The organism is Micromonospora sp. BRA006-A, assembly GCF_033433935.1.
In the GTDB taxonomy this organism is placed as follows: domain Bacteria; phylum Actinomycetota; class Actinomycetes; order Mycobacteriales; family Micromonosporaceae; genus Micromonospora; species Micromonospora aurantiaca.
In genome coordinates this window covers 6,376,221-6,394,190 of the sequence record NZ_JANCLW010000001.1, presented here as the reverse complement: position 1 = coordinate 6,394,190, position 17,970 = coordinate 6,376,221, and the positions used below count along the sequence as shown (strand labels likewise).

Sequence of the window (17,970 nt, the reverse complement as noted above, 5' to 3'; positions counted from 1 at the left end):
CCATGAGCAACGGACCTCACGCGAAGCTCGCCGAGCTCGGCCTCGAACTGCCCGAGGTGGTGCCGCCGGTGGCCAGCTACGTGCCGGCCGTCCAGTCCGGGCAGCACGTCTATGTGTCCGGCCAGCTGCCGATGGCCGAGGGCAAGCTGCTCGCCACCGGCAAGGTCGGCAACGGCGTCTCGGCCGAGCAGGCCAAGGACCTGGCGGAGCGGTGCGCGCTGAACGCGCTCGCCGCGATCGACGCGCTGGTCGGGCTGGAGAACGTGGTGAAGGTCGTGAAGCTGACCGGCTTCGTGGCCAGTGCGCCCGGCTTCACCGGTCAGCCCGGCGTGATCAACGGTGCCTCCGACCTGTTCGGCGCCGTGTTCGGCGAGGCCGGCCGCCACGCCCGCAGCGCCGTGGGCGTGGCCGAGCTCCCCCTCGACGCCCCGGTAGAGGTAGAGGTCATCGTCGAGGTCGCGTAACGCTGAGCCCGCGATCTTGCGGTTGTGGCCCCGGCAGAAGCCCCAGACGGGGACAAAGCTCGGGCCGGAACTGCAAGATCGCGGGGAGCGGCGGGCGGAGTCGTACGATCGCAGCCATGGGTGGGCGTATGGCCGGTGCGGCGGGGGCGCTTGCGGACGGGCTGCCGGGGTGGGTGACGCTGCTGCGTGCGCCGAATCCGGGGCCGATGACGCTCGACGGGACCAACACCTGGGTGCTGCGGGCCGGGCCGGACGCGCCCGCCGTCGTGGTCGACCCGGGGCCCGCCGACGAGGGGCACCTGGCCGCGATCGCGGCGCAGGGACGCATCGGATGCGTGCTGATCACGCACGGGCACGCCGACCACACCGAGGGCGCGCCCCGGTTGCGTGAGCTGCTCGACGGCGTACCGGTGCTCGCCGCCGACCCGGCGCACACCGCCGGCGGTGAGCCGCTCACCGCCGACACCACCATCGACGTGGGGCTGGACCTGCGACTGCTGCTCACCCCCGGGCACACCGCCGACTCGGTCTGCCTGGTCGCCGCGCACGACGGCGAGCACGTCGTGCTGACCGGTGACACCATCCTCGGCCGGGGCACCACAGTGGTCGCCCACCCGGACGGGCACCTCGGCGACTACCTGTCGAGCCTGGAGCTGCTCTCCGCGTACCGGGGGATCCCGGCGCTGCCGGGCCACGGCCCGGCGCTCGCCGACTGCGGTGTGGCGGCCGACTTCTACCTGGCCCACCGGCGGGCCCGGCTGGACCAGGTGCGCGCCGCCGTCGCCGCGGGCGCCACCACCGCGGCCGAGGTGGTCGCCGTGGTCTACGCCGACGTCGACAGGTCGCTGTGGTGGGCCGCCGAGTGGTCGGTCCGGGCCCAGCTCGAACACCTCGGAGTGGAGCAGCCGTGACCTGCCCGGTGTGCGGAACCGTCGCCGTGCCCGGGGCGCGGTTCTGCCACAACTGTGGGGCGGCGCTTCCGGCTGCCGCCACCCTGCCCGCCGCCGAGCGCCGCGTGGTGACTGTGCTCTTCGGCGACCTGTCCGACTTCACCTCCTGGTCGGAGGACCTCGATCCGGAACGGGTCGGCGCGGTCACCGACCGGGTGCTCGCCGCCCTCGCGGGCGCGGTCAAGACGTTCGGCGGGCACGTCGACAAGCTCACCGGCGACGGCATCATGGCGGTCTTCGGCGCGCCGGTGGCGCACGAGGACGACGCCGAGCGGGCGGTCCGCGCCGCGCTGTCCATGCAGCGCGCGGTACGGCGGGTGCTCGACGACGAGCGCGGCGGCGGCGCGCCGCTGGGCCTGCGTGTCGGCCTCAACACCGGGGACGTGATCGCGGGCATCCAGGCGGCGATCGAGTACACGGTCATCGGCGACACGGTGAACACCGCCGCCCGGCTGGCCGACGCCGCCGCGGTCGGCGCGGTCTACGCCGGGGCGCGCACCTCCGCTGCCACCCGGCACGTCGCCTCCTGGCGGGCGCTGCGGCCGCTGCGGCTCAAGGGCAAGCGGGAACCGGTCGAGGCGTACGAGCTGCTGGGCCTGCTCGACGCGCCCGGCACCCGGTCCGGCCTCGGTGACGAGGCACCGTTCGTGGGCCGGGAGACCGAGATCGGCCGGGTCGCCGGCCGGCTCGCCGAGGTGATCGACAGGGGCGAGCCCCGGGTGCTGCTGATGACCGCCGAGGCGGGGATCGGCAAGTCCCGGTTCGCGGCCGAGGTGGAACGGCTCGCCGCCGGCTACGACGTCGGCGCCGGGCGGTACGCGGCGCACACCGGCGCCCGCGTCCTCTCGGTGCGCTGCGCGGCGTTCGGCGAGCGCCGCCGGCTGGCCCCGCTCGCCGACCTGGTCCGGGCCGCCGTCGGCCTGCCGGGCGACGCGGCCACCGCCGTCACCCGGCCGGCCGTCGAGGAGCGGCTGCGGCGGCTCGGCCAGCGCCTGTCCCGGCTCCCCGGCGACCCGCCGCCGATCGCCGTGGACCAGCTCCTGGCCCTGCTCGGGTACGCCGAACTCCCGCCCGCCACCGAGAACGGCGAGTGGAACGCGGCCGGACCCCCGCCGGACGACGAGGCGGTGCCCACCGCCGTGGCGGACCTGCTCAGCGCGCTCGCCGGTGAGGCGCCGCTGGTGATCGTGGTGGACGACCTGCACGACGCCACCGCCGAGACGCTCAAGGCGCTGGCGCTGACCCTCAACCGGCTCAGCGGACCGGTGCTGGTGCTGCTGCTCGGCCGCCCCGAGCTGGTACGGACCGCCGGCGCGCTGACCCGCGTCGCGGACGCCGAGGTGCACGCGCTGCCGCCGCTGCGCGGCGCGGACGCCTCCCGGCTGCTCACCAGCTATCTGTCCGGCGGCCGCATGCCCCAGACCGACACGGACCGGCTGCTCGCCACCGCGCAGGGCAACCCGTTCTACCTGGCCGAGCTGGTCACGCTGCTGATGGAGCGCGGTGCGCTCACCGCCGGGCCGGGGCGGGGCGCCGACGTCGGCTGGCGGCTCGCCCCCGGTTCGCTCGGCAGCCGGCTGCTCTCCCGGGATCTGGCCGCGGTGCTCGCCGCGCGTATCGACGCGCTGCCGCCGAACGCCCGCTCGGCGCTGCGCGACGCCGCGGTGGTGGGCGACACCGTACCGGCGGGTGCGCTGGAGGCGCTGCGGGAACAGCGGGTCGGGCAGGACGGGCGGCCCGCGGCGGTGGCCGCCGTCGAGCTGGACCGGGCCGTGGAGGAGTTGCTGCAACGGCGCATGCTGCACCGCACCCGCAGCGGGTTCGCCTTCGCCACCCCGCTGATGCGGGAGGCCGCATACGCGGGGGTGAGCAAGGCCGAGCTGGCCGAGCGGCACGCGGCGCTGGCCCGCTGGGCCGCGCCGGAGAGCGTCGACGAGGCCGGTGGCGCACCCGGGGGCGCGTTCACCGAGGCCGCCCGGGACGACTTCGTCGCCGAGCACGTGGAGCGGGCCACAGCGCTCGCCGACGCGGTCAAGCTGCGCCCGGACGCGCCGGCCCGGGCGGTCACCCCGCTGGGCGTGGCCGCGCTGGGCCGGGCCGCCCGCCGGTCGCTGCGGTCGGGGGAGCCGGCGCTGGCGGTCGAGTACGCCGAACGCGCGGCCGAGCTGGCCCGCGATGGGGTGCCGGCGGCCGACCGGGTGGTGCACGCCCGGGCGCTGCTCCAGGTCGGCCGGCCGGCCGACGCGCTCGCGTTCGCCGAGAAGATCGCCGCGAACACCGGCGACCCGGCCACCCGTACCGCCGCGCTGCTGCTGGCCGGGCAGGCCCAGCAGACCCTCGGTGACGCCGAGCGGGCCGAGTGCAACTGGCAGGAGGCGTTGCAGGCGGCCACCGACGCCGACCTGCCCACGCTGCGGGCCTCGGCGATGCGGCGGCTCGGCATGGCCGACTTCATCGCCGGCCGGCTCGGGCAGGCGAGCAGCCGGCTGGCCGCGTCCTATCAGGTCAGCCTCGCCGCCCGGGATCCGCGCGGGCAGGCGTGGTCGTTGCAGAACCTGGCCTGGGTGACCACCACCCGGGGTGACTTCGCCGGCACCGACGCGGTGCTCGGCCGGGCCGCCCGGCTCTTCGCCGAGCTGAAGGATCCGTACGGGCGGGCCTGGCTGCGCGGCACCACCGCGTTCGCCCGGCTGCTGGCGGGCCGGCTGCGGGAGGCGTGCCGGATGGCACGGGTGTTCCTGCCGTTCGGGGAGCGGGTCGGCGAGGCGTGGGCGGTGGGGACGCTGCGCGCGGTCGAGGCGTACGCCACCGCCGAGCTGGGCGACCTGGCCGAGGCGGACCGGGCGGCGCGGCGCGCGTACCGGGACTTCGCCGAGGTGGGCGACGACTGGGGGCAGGGCTTCGCGCTCGTGGTGCGCGGGGTGGTGGCGCGCGGGCTGGGCGAGCCGGAACACGCGGCCGACCTGTTCACCGACGCGCTCGAGTACGCCGACCGCACCACCCACCCGCTGCTCACCGGCATGGCCGGTACGCTGCGCGGCTTCGTGGCGCTGGACATGGGCGACCACGAGACCGCCGAGCGGGAGGCACGGTCGGTGCTGACCCGGGTGGAGCCGCACAACCCGCAGGCGCCGGCCCAGGTCGCGCCCCGGGTGCTGCTCGCCATGGCCCGCCTCGCGGCGGGTGACCCGGGCACCGCCGTGGGGCTGCTCGCGCCTGTCGCCACCGGCGCGGCGAACGCGCCCTCGCTGCTGTTCTCCCGGCGGCAGACGATGGCCCGGTACGCCGCCGCGCTGCTCGCACACGGCCAGCGCGAACAGGCGCTCGACTGGGCGCAGCGGTCGATCACCGCCCCGGCGGAGGACGTCCGCAGCCAGGTGGTGGCACTGCTCGTGCTGGCCGAGGCGCTTGATGCCTGCGGTCGCCGGGCCGAGGCGCTGACGCACGCGGAGGAGGCGGTACGCCTCGCGTACGCCACCGAGCAGCGCAGTGAGCGGATGGTCGCGGACGCGTTGCGGGTACGGCTCGCCGGCGGCTGATCGCCCGTGTTCTGACGGTTCCGGGGATGTGTTCGTCGGTGGAGCCGGTTAGCGTGGGGCGGCCACAGTCGTGGATCGGCTGTCGCCTCCCGGTGCGCGCCTGCGCCACCGGCAGATCACGCTGGGGAGGAACGATGAGGCTGCCGCGCTCGGGCGCCGGCTGGACGATCGCGGTCTTCGGGCTCCTCGCGCTGCTGCTCGGCGCGCTCGGTCTGATCTGGCCGGAGACGCAGCTGCGCCTGCTCGGCTTCGAGGTGCCGGCCGAGCGCGCTCCGGGCGACTACACCGGCACGTTCCTCACCGCGTCCTCGATGGCCTCGTTCAACATGGGGGTCTACTACCTGCTCGCCGTCGCCACCGAGTGGCGGCCGTTCTACCGGTTCACCGTGTGGTTCCGCCTGGTCACCTTCACCGTGTTCACCATCGCGGTGCTCTCCGACGTCGCGCCGGACCGCTTCTTCGCGGTCGCCGCGTGGGAGGGCCTGGGCGCGCTCGCCACGGCGGCCGGCCTGTGGTGGGACGCCCGCCGGGCGGCTCCCGCCACTGCCGTGTCCGCGCCGGAGCCGGCGCCGGCCACCGACGCGGCCCGCTGACGGGTCCGGATCGTTGGGTATTTTCGAGTCGTGACCGAGACCCCGCCCGGCGCCCTGCGGCTGCCCATCGTGCCCGGTCTGACCGATCTGCAGGTGTTCGCCCGGGGCGGCTACGCCACCATCTACCGGGCCACCCAGATCTCGGTGGGACGCGAGGTCGCGGTCAAGATCGAGAACCGCACGCTGGACAGCGAACGCGACCAGGCCCGCTTCCTGCGCGAGGCCCGTGCCGCCGGGCGGATGTCGTCCCACCCGCACGTGGTCGACCTGTTCGACGTCGGGGTCACCGTCGACCAGCACCCCTACCTCATCATGGAGCTGTGCGACGGCTCGTACGCCGAGCGGATGCGCACCTCACCGCTGGGTCCGGCGGAGACCCGCGACCTCGGCGTGAAGATCGCCGACGCGCTGGCCCACTCGCACGCGGCGGGCGTCCTGCACCGCGACGTCAAGCCGGCGAACATCCTGCACTCCGAGTTCAACTCCGCGGTCCTGGCCGACTTCGGCCTGGCTGTGCTCGCCGAGTTCCGCGACTCCTCGGTGATGCTGGAGGCGCTCACCCCGGCGTACGCGCCACCGGAGACGTTCAACCACAGCCCGCCCACGCCCGCCGTCGACGTGTACTCGCTGTGCGCCACGCTCTACGCGCTGATGTACGGCCGTCCGCCGCGCTGGCACTCCGAACGCAACCCGAGTCTGGTGACCGTGCTGGAGATGTTCCAGCAGCCGATCCCGGGTCTGCCCGGCGTACCGGGCGAGCTGATCGACGTACTCCGGTTGGGCATGTCGAACGACCCGGGCGCGCGGCCCTCGGCGGTCGAGCTGCGCGGCCTGCTCACCTCGCTGCCGCTCGACGGCGCCCCGGCGACCGGCGGCCGGTACGACGACGGCACCGGCGACCGCTTCCACCGCACGGGTGGGCCGAACCCGCGACCGCCCGCGGACGACGACCACCCGACGGTGGCCTCGCGTGGCCGGCGCTGGCCCAAGCGCTGGTTCCTCGGCGGCGCCGGCGTGCTGGCGCTGGCGGCCTCGGCCGGCGGTGGCTGGGTCGCCGGCGGCCACGCGCCGGCCGTCACGCCCACGCCGGCGACCAGCGGGGTGGCCGGGGTGGCGCCGGTGCCCGGCTGCGCGTCCGCCGACGTGCGGCTGCCCGCCGGGGCGCGCTGCGCGACGGAACTGGAGTGCTTCGGTCCGGTACGGCTGCGCCGCGACCGGGCCGAGGCGAGCCGCGTGCCGTGTGACGGCCAGCACACCTGGGAGACCTACGCCGCCGGTGACCTGCCGGCCGCGCTCGCCGGGGCCCGCCACGAGACGGTCGCGGCCGACCCGGCCGTCGGCAGGGTGTGCAACGCCGACACGTTCCGGCTGGTCAGCGGCGGCAAGTCGGCGAGCGGGTGGAACCTGGAGGTGCTGCCGCCGGAGGCCGGGGCGGACCGCACCTACCGCTGTCTGGCCGGCCGGGGCGTCAACGCGCTCGCCGGTCCCACGCTCACCGGTCGCTGAGCCCGTTCACGGTCCGGCTCTGCCGCACCGACCGCGGGTCGAGCGTCTCCAGCGTGTCGGCGTCCACCGCCGTCGGCGCACGCATGCCGCGTACCACGCGCGGGTCCAGCGTCTCCAGCGTGTCCGCGTCGATCGGGTGGCCCGCCGGGGTGCGCAGGTTCCGCACCGCGCGCGGGTCGATCGCCTCCAGCGTGTCGGCGTCCACTCCGTACCCCTGGTGGGGGACCGGCCAGGTCTCGGCCTGCGGGGCGGACCCGCCGGTGCCGCCGGGCTGGCGCGCGGCGGTGATCGTCACTCCCGTGATCATGGCGAGCAGCACGCAGACCAGGGCCAGCACGACCGACAGGATGCCGGGCGGACGCCACACGGCGAGGGTCATCACCGCCGCCACCGTCGCCAGGGACGCGACGACGGCCTTCGCCCGCGCATCGGGCTTCGGGAACGATCTCACCCGACAAGCATGGCCCAGCGCGTCCACCTGTCAACCGGCGGGATGAGACAGCTTCCCGTCACCGACACTCCACTTCGGAGTCGCAGGTAGCGACGATCGAGAAAAAGTCGTTACATCATCTGGTTGTTTGCCGTATCGATCCACGTTTGGGGGCCACTAACGTGGGCGTCCATCCCTACAGTGACGGGGGTCGAGGTCTCCTCGACGGAACTGTTCCCCGACGGAAGGCAGCCTCATGCCCCGTGCAATCCGATCCCTGGCCGCAACCGGGATCGCCGGCGTCCTCCTCGCCGGACCGGCCGTCGCGCCCGCCGCGGCGGCGACTCCGCAACCACCCGCGCACGACCGGACCACCGCCGCCGAGGCACGCCGGGTGGACCGCGTGCCGACGCCGAAGCTCGACTGGTACGCCTGCTACGACTACGCCGAGTGCGCCACGGTCCGGCTCCCGCTGGACTACGACAACCCGAAGGGCGCCACCACCGAGGTCGCACTGCTCCGGGTCAAGGCCCGCGACCAGCAGCGCAAGGTCGGCAGCCTCTTCCTCAACCCGGGTGGCCCGGGTGGCTCCGGCACGAGCATCGCGCTCGCCGCGCCCTACTTCCTCGGCGACGACCTGCTCGACCGCTTCGACATCGTCGGCGTCGACCCGCGCGGTGTCGAGGCCAGCGAGAACATCAAGTGCTTCCGCTCGGTGAAGGACCAGACCCGGGCGTACGCCGGGCTGAACGTCGCGTTCCCGTGGACCAAGGCGGAGGAGAAGGCGTACGTCGCCGCGTCCAAGGCGGTCGGCAAGGCGTGCTCCACCACCGGCAAGCCGCTCACCGGCGCGGCCTCCACCGCCGAGGTGGCCCGCGACATGGACGTGCTGCGCCGCGCCGTCGGTGACAAGTTGCTCAGCTACCTCGGCTTCAGCTACGGCACCGCGCTCGGCCAGTACTACGCCAACATGTTCCCGGACCGCTTCCGCGCGCTCGTCGTCGACGGCGTGCTCGACCCGAACGCCTGGGTCGGCCAGGGCAGCGCTCGCAACCAGCTCCAGGAGACGCGTCTGCGCAGCGCCGACGGCGCGTACCGGGCGCTGCGGGAGATCCTCGTCCGGTGCGGCAAGGCCGGCGCCGAGCAGTGCGAGCTGGCCGCCACCGGCAACCCGCTGGCCGCGTACGACACGGTGGCCAAGCGACTCCGCAAGAAGCCGGTGGTGATCGAGGACCCGGACTTCGGCTCCTTCACCGTCAGCTACGCCGACTTCGTCGGCGCCACGCTCGGCGCGCTCTACGACCCGTACGGCTGGCAGTCAGTGGTGGACCTGACCGTCCAGCTCCTGGCCCTGACCGACCCGGCCGCCGGCAAGGCCGCCACCGCCACGGCCCGCAAGGCACTCGCCGCCCGCGCCGCTCAGGCACGGCAACAGCGGGGGTACGACTTCCCGTACGACAACGGGCTGGAGACGTTCCTGACCGTCGACTGCACCGACGCGTACCACCCGAAGAGCGCCGACGCCTGGCCGGCGCTGTCGGCGAAGGAGGACAAGCGGGCGCCGTACTTCGGGCGGGCGTGGGCCTGGGGCACCTCGCCCTGCGCCCGCAACACCTGGACGGTGCGGGACGAGGACGCCTGGACCGGGCCGTTCAACCGGGTCACCGCCGCCCCGGTGCTGGTGGTCGGCAACTACTGGGATCCGGCGACCAACTACCAGGGCGCGGTCAGCTCGGCGAAGCTGCTGCCGAACAGCCGCCTGCTGAGCAGCGACAGCTGGGGCCACACCGCGTACGGCACCTCGGCGTGCGTGACCGGCCGGATCGACGCGTACCTGCTCACCGGCAAGCTGCCGGCCAAGGGCACGCTCTGCGTCGGTGACGCGCAGCCGTTCCAGGAGGACGCGGCAGCCGGCCGGGCGGACGCGTCGAAGAGCGAGCTGGCCCGGGCGGGCGAGCCGCGCCGGGGCGAGCCGAAGCGGCTGCCGCCGGTGGCGACGCCGCGCCCGGCGGTCGGCACGCTGACCGTCCGCTGACGGACCCCCGGGGTACGGCGGGTGATCGGGCACCCGCCGTACCCCGGGCCCACCTCGGTCAGTAGGACTTGTCCTGGCCGAGGACGTGCTGGGCGACGAAGTTGAGGATCATCTCCCGGCTGACCGGGGCGATCCGGCCCGCGCGTACCGCGCCGAGCAGCGTCGCCACGCCGTACTCGGTGGTCATGCCGGCCCCGCCGAGCGCCTGGACGGCGGTGTCGACGGCGAGCGCGGCGGCCTCGCCGGCCGCGTACTTGGCCATGTTGCCGGAGATGCCGGCCTCCAGGTCGCGGCCCGCGTCGTAGAGCGTCGCCGCCTTGTGGATCATCAGACGGGCCAGCTCGACCTGCACTGCCGCGTGCGCCAGCGGGTGCGAGACGCCCTGGTGCGAGCCGATCGAACGCCCGCCCCACACCTTGCGGGTGGACGTGTAGTCGCTGGCTCTCTCGATCGCGTACCGGCCGGTGCCGGCGCCCATCGCGGCGACGGTGATGCGCTCCGGGTTGAGCCCGGCGAACAGCGCGGGCAGCCCGGCGTCGAGCGACTCGCCGACGAGCGCGTCGGCGGGCAGCCGGACGTCGTCGAGGAAGAGCAGGAACTGGTTCTCCGGCGACAGGATCTCCATGTCCAGCTTGGACTTCTCCAGCCCGGGCGCGTCGGTCGGCACGATGAACAGCGCCGGCTTCAGCTTCCCGGTGGACGCGTCCTCGGTGCGGGCCACCACCAGCACGTGCCCGGCCTCGTCCACGCCGGAGATGTAGATCTTCCGGCCGCTGAGCAGCCAGTCGTCGCCGTCGCGCCGGGCCACGGTGGCGAGGCGGTGGAAGTTCGATCCGGCGTCCGGCTCGGTGATCGCGAAGACGATCTTCTGGGAGCCGTCGGCGAGGCCGGGGAGGTGCTTCTTGCGCTGCTCCTCCGTACCGTGCTTGTTGATGATCGTGGCGGCGATGGCGGGGGAGACCACCAGGAGCAGCAGCGGGCAGCCGGTCGCGGCCAGTTCCTCGCACACCAGCGCCAGCTCGGTGATGCCGCCGCCCCCGCCGCCGTACTCGGTGGGGATGTTCACGCCCAGGTAGCCCAGCCGTCCGGCCTCGTGCCACAGCTCGGTGGTGTGTTCCCCCGACCTGGCCTTCTCGACGAAGTAGGAGTGGCCGTACTTGCGGCCCAACGCCCGCACGGCGTCGCGGAGCTGGTCCTGCTCGGGGGTCAGGTCGAAGTTCACTGCGGGTCCTCCTCGGGGTCCACCACGGCAAGTACGGCACCCGTCTCGACCTGGCCGCCGGCCGGCACCGGCAGCTCCGTCACCACGCCGTCGGCGGGGGCGAGCACGGGATGTTCGAGCTTCATCGCTTCCAGGGTCAGCAGCAGGTCACCGGCGGCGACCCGCTGACCGACCTCGACGTGCACCCGGGTCACCGCGCCGGGCAGCGGCGCGAGCAGCGACCCGGCCGCCAGCTCCGCGGTGGGCAGGGGCAGGCGGGGCAGCTCGGTGAGGCTCGCCGCCCCGTCCGGGCCGTCCACGAAGACCGACGACCCCGCCCGGTGTACGCGGAAGGCCCGCCGCACCCCGTCGACGTCGAGCACCACCCGGTCCGGGGTGGCCGTCACCAGCTCGACCACCGGCAGCTCGGTGTTAACAGGGGACCCTTCCTCTACCGGATCCGTTAAGAGGGGGCCCTTCCTTCCCCACTCGGCGAGGGCGCCGGTGCGGTCGAGGCGGTAGTGCACCTCGATCTCCTCGTCGTCCGGGCCGGTGAAGCGGGTGACCTGCGGGACGGACGGCACGTTGCGCCAGCCCGACGGCAGCCCGGCCAGCACCGGTGCGGCGGCCCGGCGCGCGGCCGCACCGGACAGCGCGGCGGCCAGCGCCGCCACCGCAAGCTGCTCCGCCGGCAGCAGCGGCGCGAACACCTCCGGGTGCCGGTCCAGGAAGCCGGTGTCCACGTCCACCGCGGCGAACTCCGGGCTGCGCAGCACACGGACCAGCAGGTCCCGGTTGGTGGCCACGCCGTGCAGTTCGGCGCGGGCCAGCGCGCCGGCGAGCGCGCGGGCCGCCTCGGTGCGGGTGGGCGCCCAGGCGACGAGCTTCGCCAGCATCGAGTCGTAGTGCACGCTCACCGTCGAGCCGTCCACCACACCCGAGTCCAGGCGCAGCCCCCGGGCCGGGCCGAACTCGGCTGCCACCCCGGGGATCGCGAACCGGTGCAGCGTGCCGGTGGCCGGTCGGAAACCCTGAGCCGGGTCCTCGGCGCACAGCCGTACCTCGATGGCGTGACCGTCGGCCGGCGGCGTGGTGGTGACCGGCAGCGGCTCGCCCTCGGCGACGAGCAGTTGCAGCCGCACCAGGTCCAGCCCGGTGGTCAGCTCGGTGACCGGGTGCTCCACCTGGAGGCGGGTGTTCATCTCCAGGAAGTGCACCTGCCCGTCCGGCGCGAGCAGGAACTCCACGGTCCCCGCGCCGACGTAGTCGACTGCGCGCCCGGCCGCCACCGCCGCCTCGTGCAGCGCCGCCCGCACGTCGTCGGGCAGCATACCCGGCGCCTCCTCGACGATCTTCTGGTGGCGGCGCTGGATCGAGCAGTCGCGGACCCCGAGGGCCACGACGGTGCCGTGGGTGTCGCCGAAGATCTGCACCTCGACGTGGCGGCCACGTTCCACGTACCGCTCGATGAAGACGGTGCCGTCGCCGAACGCCGCCGCCTCGCGGCGCGCACCAGCGACGGCCTCGGCCAGGCCGGCCGCGTCGCGGACGATCCGCATGCCCCGGCCGCCGCCACCGGCAGCGGCCTTGACCAGCACCGGGAAGGCGGTGACCTCGGCCGGGTCGGTCCAGGTGGGCAGCATCGGCACGCCCGCGTCGGCGAGCAGCGCCTTGGCGGCCATCTTGTCGCCCATCGCGGCGATCGCCTTCGCGGACGGCCCGACCCAGGTCAGGCCCGCGTCGGTCACCGCCGCGGCGAACTCGGCGTTCTCGGCCAGGAACCCGTAGCCGGGGTGGACGGCGTCCGCGCCGGAACGCCGGGCCGCGTCCAGGATGGCGTCGATGCGCAGGTACGTCTCGGTCGGCGTGTTCCCCGGCAGCCGGACGGCCTGGTCGGCGTCCGCCACGAACGGCGCGTCGGCGTCCGCGTCGGAGTGCACGGCGACGGTGGCCACGCCGAGGGCGCGGCAGGTGGCGAAGACCCGGCGGGCGATCTCGCCCCGGTTGGCGACCAGAAGCTTCGTGATCAATTGAGTACGCCCCCTACATCCGGAAGACGCCGAAACCGTCGGCGCCCTTCACCGGTCCGTTGTGGATCGCCGACAGGCACAGCCCGAGGACGGTACGGGTGTCCCGGGGGTCGATCACCCCGTCGTCGTAGAGCCGCCCGGACAGGAACAGCGCCCCGGACTGCGACTCGATCTGCTGCTCGACCATCATCCGCATGGCGGCGTCGGTGTCCTCGTCGTACTCGCGTCCCCGGGCGGCGGCGGCCTGCCGGGCCACGATGGACAGCACGCCGGCGAGCTGCGCCGGGCCCATCACCGCCGACTTCGCGTTCGGCCAGGTGAACAGGAACCGGGGCTCGTACGCGCGGCCGCACATGCCGTAGTTGCCGGCGCCGTAGGAGGCGCCCAGGTTGACCGTCAGGTGCGGCACCTTCGAGTTCGACACCGCGTTGATCATCAGGGCGCCGTGCTTGATGATGCCGCGCTGCTCGTACTCGGTGCCGACCATGTAGCCGGTGGTGTTCTGAAGGAAGACCAGCGGTGTGTCCGCCGCGTTGGCGAGCTGGATGAACTGGGCCGCCTTCTGCGCCTCCTGGCTGAACAGCACGCCCCGCGCGTTCGCGAGCACACCGACCGGGTAGCCGTGCAGCTCACCCCAGCCGGTCACGAGCGCGGTGCCGTAGCCGGGCTTGAACTCGTCGAACGCGCTGTCGTCGAGCACCCGGGCCAGCACCTCGCGCGGGTCGAACGGCACCTTCAGGTCGGCGCTGGCGATGCCGAGCAGCTCCTCCGGGTCGTACCGGGGTGGCAGCGGGTGGGGGTTGCGTGGCGGCGGGCCGTGCTTGCGCCAGTTGAGCCGGCGCACGCACTGCCGGGCCAGCCGGATGCCGTCGCGCTCGTCCTCGGCGAGGAAGTCGGCCAGGCCGGACGTGGTGGCGTGCATCGCCGCGCCGCCGAGCGACTCGTCGTCGGTGACCTCACCGGTGGCCATCTTCACCAGCGGCGGCCCGGCCAGGTAGACCTGCGACCGGTCCCGGATCATGACGGTGAAGTCCGACATGCCCGGCACGTACGCGCCGCCGGCGGTGGCGTTGCCGAACACCACGCTGACGGTCGGGATCCGCTGCGCCGACAGCCGGGTCAGGTCACGGAACACCCGGCCGCCGGGAATGAAGATCTCCGCCTGGGTGGGCAGATCCGCGCCGGCCGACTCGACCAGGTTCACCATCGGCAGCCGGTTCGCCGCCGCGATCTCACCCGCCCGCCGGGTCTTCGCCAGCGACCACGGGTTGATCGCGCCGCCGCGTACCGTCGGGTCGTTCGCCACGATCAGGCACTCGACGCCCTCGACCACGCCGATACCGGTCACGGTGCTGGCGCCGACCGGGAAGTCCGTGCCGTACGCGGCCACCGACGACAGCTCCAGGAACGGGCTGTCCGGGTCGAGCAGCAGCTCGATCCGCTCCCGGGGGAGCAGCTTGCCGCGACCGTGGTGGCGGGTCACGTACTTCTCGCCGCCACCGCCCCGAGCCTGGTCGAGCGCCTCCTCCAGCTCGGCCAGGCGTTCCAGCAGCGCCTCCCGGTTGGCGGTGAAGGCGGGCGCGGACGGGTCGATGGTGCTCTGCAGGACAGTCGTGCTCATAGGCCCATGCCCTTCGCGATGATCTCGTTCATGATCTCGGTGGTGCCGCCGCCGATGCCGAGCAGACGGGCGTCCCGGTAGTGCCGCTCCACCTCGGCGTCGCGCATGTAGCCGAAGCCGCCGTGCAGTTGCAGCGCGGCGTCGACCACCCAGTCGCAGGTGGCCACCGCCACGTTCTTCGCCATCGCCACCTCGGTCACCACCGGCTGCCCGGCGGCCACCCGCTCGGCGACGTCGTGCACGTACGCCCGCGCCGCGTCGGTGCGGCTGTGCATCTCGGCCAGCTTGTGCCGGACCACCTGGCGCCCGACGAGCGGCCGGCCGAACGTCTGGCGGTCCCGGCACCACTGCACGGCCAGGTCCACGCAGCGCTGCGCAGTCGCGTACGCCTGGGTGGCGAGCGACAGCCGCTCGTTGGCGAACTGCTGCATGATGGCGAGGAATCCGGTGTCCTCCGGGCCGACCCGGTTCGTCACCGGCACCCGCACGTCGACGAAGGACAACTCGGCGGTGTCGGAGCAGTGCCAGCCCAGCTTCTCCAGCCGCCGCCCCACCGTGAACCCGGGCGTGCCCTTGTCGATGACGAGCAGGCTGACCGAGTCCGAACCGGGGAACTCGGTGCAGACCGCAGTGGTGACGAAGTCGGCGCGGACCCCGCTGGTGATGTACGTCTTGGCGCCGTTGACCACGTAGTGGTCGCCGTCGCGGACCGCGCAGGTGCGGATGCCCGCCACGTCCGAGCCGCCGTCCGGTTCGGTGATCGCCAGTGCGCCGATCATCGTCCCGGCGAGCGCGGGGCGGACGTACCTGTCGATCAGCCCTTCGTCCTGGGTCTCGACCATGTGCGGCAGCGCGATCCCGTGCGTGAACAGCGCCGCGACCAGCCCGGACGACCCACCCGAGCGGATGATCTCCTCGGTGACGATCATCGAGTCGAGCAGGTCACCGCCGCTGCCGCCGACCGCCTCCGGGAAGCCGATGCCGAGCAGGCCGATCTTGGCTGCGGTCTCGTGCAGCGACCGGGGTACCTCGCCCGCCCGTTCCCAGTCGGACAGGTGCGGCAGCACCTCCCGGGTCACGAACGAGCGGGTCAGCTCGCGCAGTTGCCGGCGTTCCGGAGTGTCCACGATGGTCATGCCGGAACCTCCGTCGGAAGATCGACGATTCGCGAGCGCAGCAGCTCGCCGAGTGCCTTGGCCTGGGGGTCGAACCGGGTGGACGCGGCCACGCCCTGCCCGAGCAGTCCCCGGATCACGAAGTTGACAGCGCGCAGGTTCGGCAGCTCGTACCGCTCGACGGTGAGCGACGCCGTCTCCGGCAGCAGCTCGGCCAGCCGCTCCACGGTCAGCCAGCCGCGCAGCCACGGCCAGGTCGCGTCGGTACGCGCCCAGACGCCCAGGTTGGCGTCGCCGCCCTTGTCGCCGGACCGCGCGCCGACCAGCTCACCGAGCGGCCCCCGCCGCGTTCCGTGCAAGGAAGGGCTCCCTGTTAACGCCTCGTGTTGTACAGGGGCCCCCTGCAAACCGCCCGTCACCGTCGGCGGCGGGATCGGCACCCGCTCGCCGGACGGGAGCACCGCCACGTGCTCGACAGCGTCCTGCGCGATCGTGTCGGCGGTGAACACCCCGTACGGCGTCGCGTCGCCGGGCAGGGTGGTCAGCGTGCAGCCCGGGTAGGAGGCCAGCGCCAGCTCCACCGCCGCCGCCGAGAACGCCCGCCCGGCCCGCGACTTGTCGCCGTCGCGCAGGTGTACGTGCAGCAGCGCGCTCGCCGCCTCGGTGTCGCCGGTGTCCGGGTGGTCGGTACGGGCCAGCGTGAACTCCAGCCCTTCCGTGCCGACCGACTCCTCGATCTGGGCGCGGACCAGTGCCGCCTTGGCCGGGATGTCCAGCCCGCACAGGACGAACGTCATCGAGTTGCGGAAGCCGCCCAGGTTGTTGACGCCCACCTTGAGCGTGTCCGGCGGCGGCGTGCCGCGCACCCCGCAGACGCGTACCCGGTCCGGGCCCTCCTGCTCCAGCCGTACCGTGTCCAGCCGGGTCACCACGTCCGGCCCGAGGTAGTCCGGCCCGCCCACCTCGTACAGCAGCTGGGCGGTGACCGTCTCGACCGTCACCGCGCCGCCGGTGCCGGCGTGCTTGGTGAGCACCGACGAGCCGTCCGCGTGCAGCTCCGCGATCGGGAAGCCGGGCCGGTGCCCGCCGTCCGGCAGTTCGGTGAAGAAGCTGAAGTTGCCACCGGTGACCTGCGCGCCGCACTCGATCAGGTGCCCGGCGACGGTCGCGCCGGCCAGCGCGTCGAGGTCGTCGTGGGTCCACCCGAAGCGGGCGATCGCCGGTCCGACGGCCAGCGAGGCGTCGGTGACCCGCCCGGTGACCACCACGTCCGCGCCCGCGTCGAGGCAGGCCGCGATCCCGAACGCGCCCAGGTAGGCGTTCGCGGTCAGCGCGTCCGGCCGCTGGATCGCGTCGCCCTCGACGTACCCGACCCGGACCTGGAGGCCGAGCCGGTCGCCGAGCGACCGGATCGCGTCGGCCAGCCCCGCCGGGTTGAGGCCGCCCGCGTTGGTGACCAGCGTGACGCCGCGCTCCAGCGCGGTGCCGAGCACACCCTCCGCCTGACGCAGGAACGTCTTCGCGTAGCCGAGCGACGGGTCGCGCATCCGGTCCCGGCCGAGGATGAGCATGGTCAGCTCGGCCAGGTAGTCACCGGTCAGCACGTCCAGCTCGCCGCCGTCGAGCATCTCCCGCCAGGCGGCGAAGCGGTCGCCGTAGAAGCCCGACCCGTTCCCGATCCGCAGCACGCTCATGAGGAGGTTCCGTCCGTCGGCTCGCGCTTGGCGCCGGGCGGGCCGGCGAACGCCTGGGCCACGTCCAGCCACTCGTCGGCCACCGGCCCGGTGGCGGTCAGGGCCAGGTCCGCGCGATGCCGGCGCTGCGTGACGAGCAGGCAGAAGTCGAGTGCCGGGCCGGTCACCCGGTCGGCCGCGTCGGCCGGACCGAACTCCCACACCTCGCCGTCCGCGGGTGCGGTCAGCTCGACCCGCACCGGCGTCGTGGGCACGTCGCGGCCGTGGGCCGAGAAGCCGTGCCCGAGGGTACGGAAGCCGAGGTGCGCGACGTGCCGCAGGCGCGCGGTCGGGGTACGGCTGACGCCCAGCGCGTCTGCCACGTCCTCGCCGTGCGCCCACGTCTCCATGAGCCGGGCCGTCACCATCGACGTGGGCGACATGCTGGTGCCGTACCAGGGGATCTTCTGCCCGGCCGGAACGGCGGCGAGCGCACCGGCGAGCGCCGACCGGCCGGCGCGCCAGCGGGCCAGCAGCGCGCCCGGCGGTGCGAGGAAGGACTCGGCGCCGTCCTCGACCAGGCGCGACGGGTCCGGCGCGGCCATCACCGAGGCGAAGAACGCGGACTCGTCGGTGGCCGCCAGGTAGGCGACGTGGTCGGTCCAGGCCAGGTGCGCGACCTGGTGTGCGACGGTCCAGCCGGGGGCCGGCGTCAGCCGCTCCCATCCGTCCGGCGGCAGATCCGCGACGAGCGCGTCGAGCTGTTCGGACTCGGCGGCCAGATCCGCGAGCAGGGCTGTCAGGTCGACCATT

General features: G+C 74.1%; 13 protein-coding genes. 6 read left to right on the top strand and 7 right to left on the bottom strand.

The window, feature by feature from the left end; translation table 11 throughout:
- Positions 1 to 2 precede the first annotated feature (2 nt).
- The 5 genes from NMK34_RS29295 to NMK34_RS29275 all read left to right on the top strand — a co-directional run bounded on the left by NMK34_RS29295 (position 3) and on the right by NMK34_RS29275 (position 7,052).
- Positions 3 to 464, top strand: a complete 462-nt coding sequence (locus NMK34_RS29295) for a RidA family protein (RefSeq protein WP_135242382.1) — start codon at positions 3 to 5, stop codon at positions 462 to 464.
- 116 nt (positions 465 to 580) lie between these two features.
- Complete coding sequence (locus tag NMK34_RS29290) at positions 581 to 1,375, top strand: MBL fold metallo-hydrolase (protein WP_412098934.1); 795 nt, start codon at positions 581 to 583, stop codon at positions 1,373 to 1,375.
- Positions 1,372 to 4,953, top strand: a complete 3,582-nt coding sequence (locus NMK34_RS29285) for an adenylate/guanylate cyclase domain-containing protein (RefSeq protein ID WP_318336023.1) — start codon at positions 1,372 to 1,374, stop codon at positions 4,951 to 4,953. Before NMK34_RS29290 ends, NMK34_RS29285 begins: the two co-directional genes overlap by 4 nt.
- Positions 4,954 to 5,087: 134 nt before the next feature.
- A complete protein-coding gene (locus NMK34_RS29280) occupies positions 5,088 to 5,546 on the top strand; it encodes a hypothetical protein (RefSeq protein WP_318336022.1) in 459 nt (152 codons plus the stop codon).
- Between the two features lie 30 nt (positions 5,547 to 5,576).
- On the top strand, positions 5,577 to 7,052 hold the full coding sequence (locus NMK34_RS29275) for a serine/threonine-protein kinase (RefSeq protein WP_318336021.1): 1,476 nt from the start codon (positions 5,577 to 5,579) through the stop codon (positions 7,050 to 7,052).
- Here the strand turns inward: NMK34_RS29275 and NMK34_RS29270 are convergent.
- A complete protein-coding gene (locus NMK34_RS29270) occupies positions 7,039 to 7,503 on the bottom strand; it encodes a hypothetical protein (RefSeq protein WP_318336020.1) in 465 nt (154 codons plus the stop codon). The genes NMK34_RS29275 and NMK34_RS29270 overlap by 14 nt on opposite strands.
- A gap of 235 nt (positions 7,504 to 7,738) precedes the next feature.
- On the opposite strand from NMK34_RS29270, the gene NMK34_RS29265 reads away from it, so the two are divergent.
- Positions 7,739 to 9,517 carry an alpha/beta hydrolase gene (locus NMK34_RS29265; protein ID WP_318336019.1) on the top strand — a complete coding sequence of 593 codons (1,779 nt, stop codon included), beginning with the start codon at positions 7,739 to 7,741 and terminating at the stop codon, positions 9,515 to 9,517.
- Positions 9,518 to 9,575: 58 nt separating this feature from the next.
- Here the strand turns inward: NMK34_RS29265 and NMK34_RS29260 are convergent, their stop codons facing one another.
- Genes NMK34_RS29260 through NMK34_RS29235 form a run of 6 tightly spaced genes read right to left on the bottom strand, consistent with a single transcriptional unit; the run spans position 9,576 to position 17,969 of the window.
- The gene (locus NMK34_RS29260) at positions 9,576 to 10,739 is read right to left on the bottom strand and encodes an acyl-CoA dehydrogenase (RefSeq protein ID WP_318336018.1); all 1,164 of its coding nucleotides are present in this window, start codon (positions 10,737 to 10,739) and stop codon (positions 9,576 to 9,578) included.
- Positions 10,736 to 12,748, bottom strand: a complete 2,013-nt coding sequence (locus NMK34_RS29255; protein ID WP_318336017.1) for a biotin carboxylase N-terminal domain-containing protein — start codon at positions 12,746 to 12,748, stop codon at positions 10,736 to 10,738. Before NMK34_RS29255 ends, NMK34_RS29260 begins: the two co-directional genes overlap by 4 nt.
- A 13-nt stretch (positions 12,749 to 12,761) precedes the next feature.
- Entirely contained in the window at positions 12,762 to 14,369 is a 1,608-nt protein-coding gene (locus NMK34_RS29250) for an acyl-CoA carboxylase subunit beta (protein ID WP_262013421.1), read from the bottom strand.
- The gene (locus tag NMK34_RS29245; RefSeq protein ID WP_318336016.1) at positions 14,366 to 15,505 is read right to left on the bottom strand and encodes an acyl-CoA dehydrogenase family protein; all 1,140 of its coding nucleotides are present in this window, start codon (positions 15,503 to 15,505) and stop codon (positions 14,366 to 14,368) included. Before NMK34_RS29245 ends, NMK34_RS29250 begins: the two co-directional genes overlap by 4 nt.
- Positions 15,502 to 17,178 carry an acyclic terpene utilization AtuA family protein gene (locus tag NMK34_RS29240; RefSeq protein ID WP_318336015.1) on the bottom strand — a complete coding sequence of 559 codons (1,677 nt, stop codon included), beginning with the start codon at positions 17,176 to 17,178 and terminating at the stop codon, positions 15,502 to 15,504. The genes NMK34_RS29245 and NMK34_RS29240 overlap by 4 nt, the downstream gene beginning before the upstream one ends.
- Entirely contained in the window at positions 17,175 to 17,969 is a 795-nt protein-coding gene (locus tag NMK34_RS29235) for a TIGR03084 family metal-binding protein (protein ID WP_318336014.1), read from the bottom strand. The genes NMK34_RS29240 and NMK34_RS29235 overlap by 4 nt, the downstream gene beginning before the upstream one ends.
- Position 17,970 lies beyond the last annotated feature (1 nt).

Bases quoted from the DNA above. Each gene is read 5' to 3' on its own strand.
- NMK34_RS29295 (WP_135242382.1), top strand. From the start codon at position 3: ATGAGCAACGGACCTCACGCGAAGCTCGCCGAGCTCGGCCTCGAACTG.
- NMK34_RS29290 (WP_412098934.1), top strand. From the start codon at position 581: ATGGGTGGGCGTATGGCCGGTGCGGCGGGGGCGCTTGCGGACGGGCTG.
- NMK34_RS29280 (WP_318336022.1), top strand. From the start codon at position 5,088: ATGAGGCTGCCGCGCTCGGGCGCCGGCTGGACGATCGCGGTCTTCGGG.
- NMK34_RS29265 (WP_318336019.1), top strand. From the start codon at position 7,739: ATGCCCCGTGCAATCCGATCCCTGGCCGCAACCGGGATCGCCGGCGTC.
- NMK34_RS29250 (WP_262013421.1), bottom strand. From the start codon at position 14,369: ATGAGCACGACTGTCCTGCAGAGCACCATCGACCCGTCCGCGCCCGCC.
- NMK34_RS29245 (WP_318336016.1), bottom strand. From the start codon at position 15,505: ATGACCATCGTGGACACTCCGGAACGCCGGCAACTGCGCGAGCTGACC.
- NMK34_RS29240 (WP_318336015.1), bottom strand. From the start codon at position 17,178: ATGAGCGTGCTGCGGATCGGGAACGGGTCGGGCTTCTACGGCGACCGC.
- NMK34_RS29235 (WP_318336014.1), bottom strand. From the start codon at position 17,969: ATGGTCGACCTGACAGCCCTGCTCGCGGATCTGGCCGCCGAGTCCGAA.